1 protein-coding gene and 1 pseudogene are annotated in these 1,012 nt (G+C 50.5%); both read left to right on the forward strand.

Translation table 11 applies throughout. The features are described 5' to 3' along the window. Positions 1–368: transposase family protein (locus ACFW2W_RS21600; RefSeq protein ID WP_378183073.1), on the forward strand; the 368-nt coding region annotated here is incomplete at its 5' end. A gap of 187 nt (positions 369–555) precedes the next feature. Further along, positions 556–987: pseudogene (locus ACFW2W_RS21605) on the forward strand (transposase family protein); the annotation flags it as partial. Positions 988–1,012 lie beyond the last annotated feature (25 nt).

Genomic DNA, 1,012 nt, shown 5'->3' on the forward strand with positions numbered 1-1,012 from the left:
TACATAAGAGTTGTTCCCCAATAGCAAGTCAGAGCTGCCAAGCTAGGAAGATGACAGAGAAGATACGTGATGAACGGCAGCTGAGGGCTTTAACAGGACTGTCCAGAGAGAAGTTCGACAAGCTAGCAACCCGGTTTGCAGAGGTCTATCAAGCAGAGCGGCAGCAAGCATATGAACAGGGTATAAAGCGACGCCGACCGGGTGCAGGACAGAAGGGGAAGCTGCCTAGGGGTGCAGACAAGCTGATGTTTATGCTCTACTACTTTAAAAACTATCCGACCTTTGATGTACTGGGGACACACTTCGACATGGCACGTTCTAAAGCCTGCGAGAACGTGCATAGGCCATGCGGCCCACAGGTAGGCTAACCCCTATTTTGTACAAGACCTTAGCGAGCTTAGATGTTTTACCCAAGCGGGAGTTTGCCACGCTTGAGGAGTTCAAGATGGCTCTAGAGGGTGTGGACAAGCTACTCATCGATGTCAGTGAACGTTTGCACCGTCGTCCAGGTGAGAACCAACGGCAGCGCGAGTTGTACAGTGGCAAAAAAAGCGGCACACGTTAAAGAACACCCTTATGTCTAGCGCCGAGAAAGTCATTTTGTTTGTGGGTCAGACCTTTCCAGGTCGTAGCCACGACTACACCTTGCTCAAAAAGGAGTTTCCAGCACAACAGGCTTGGTTTATAGGTATTGACGTGCTACTTGACTCAGGATATCAAGGGGTTCAAAAAGACTACCAGGGCGAGTGCATCCGTATCCCCCACAAAGAGCCGCGTAGGAGTAAGCACAATGCCAAGCCGCAACTCAGCAAAGAGCAGAAACAGGATAACCGCGCTTTAGCCAAGCTACGCATCTTTGTTGAGCATGCCATTGGCGGCATCAAGCGCTACCGCATCCTCGTCACCCCTTACCGCAACCACAGAGCAACCTTTGAAGATGATGTCGTGGTCATCTCTGCGGGTCTATGGAACTTTTGGCTGCTCTGAAACTATTGGGGAACAACTCTAATGA

Source organism: Coleofasciculus sp. H7-2 (assembly GCF_042747725.1).
GTDB lineage: Bacteria > Cyanobacteriota > Cyanobacteriia > Cyanobacteriales > FACHB-T130 > FACHB-T130.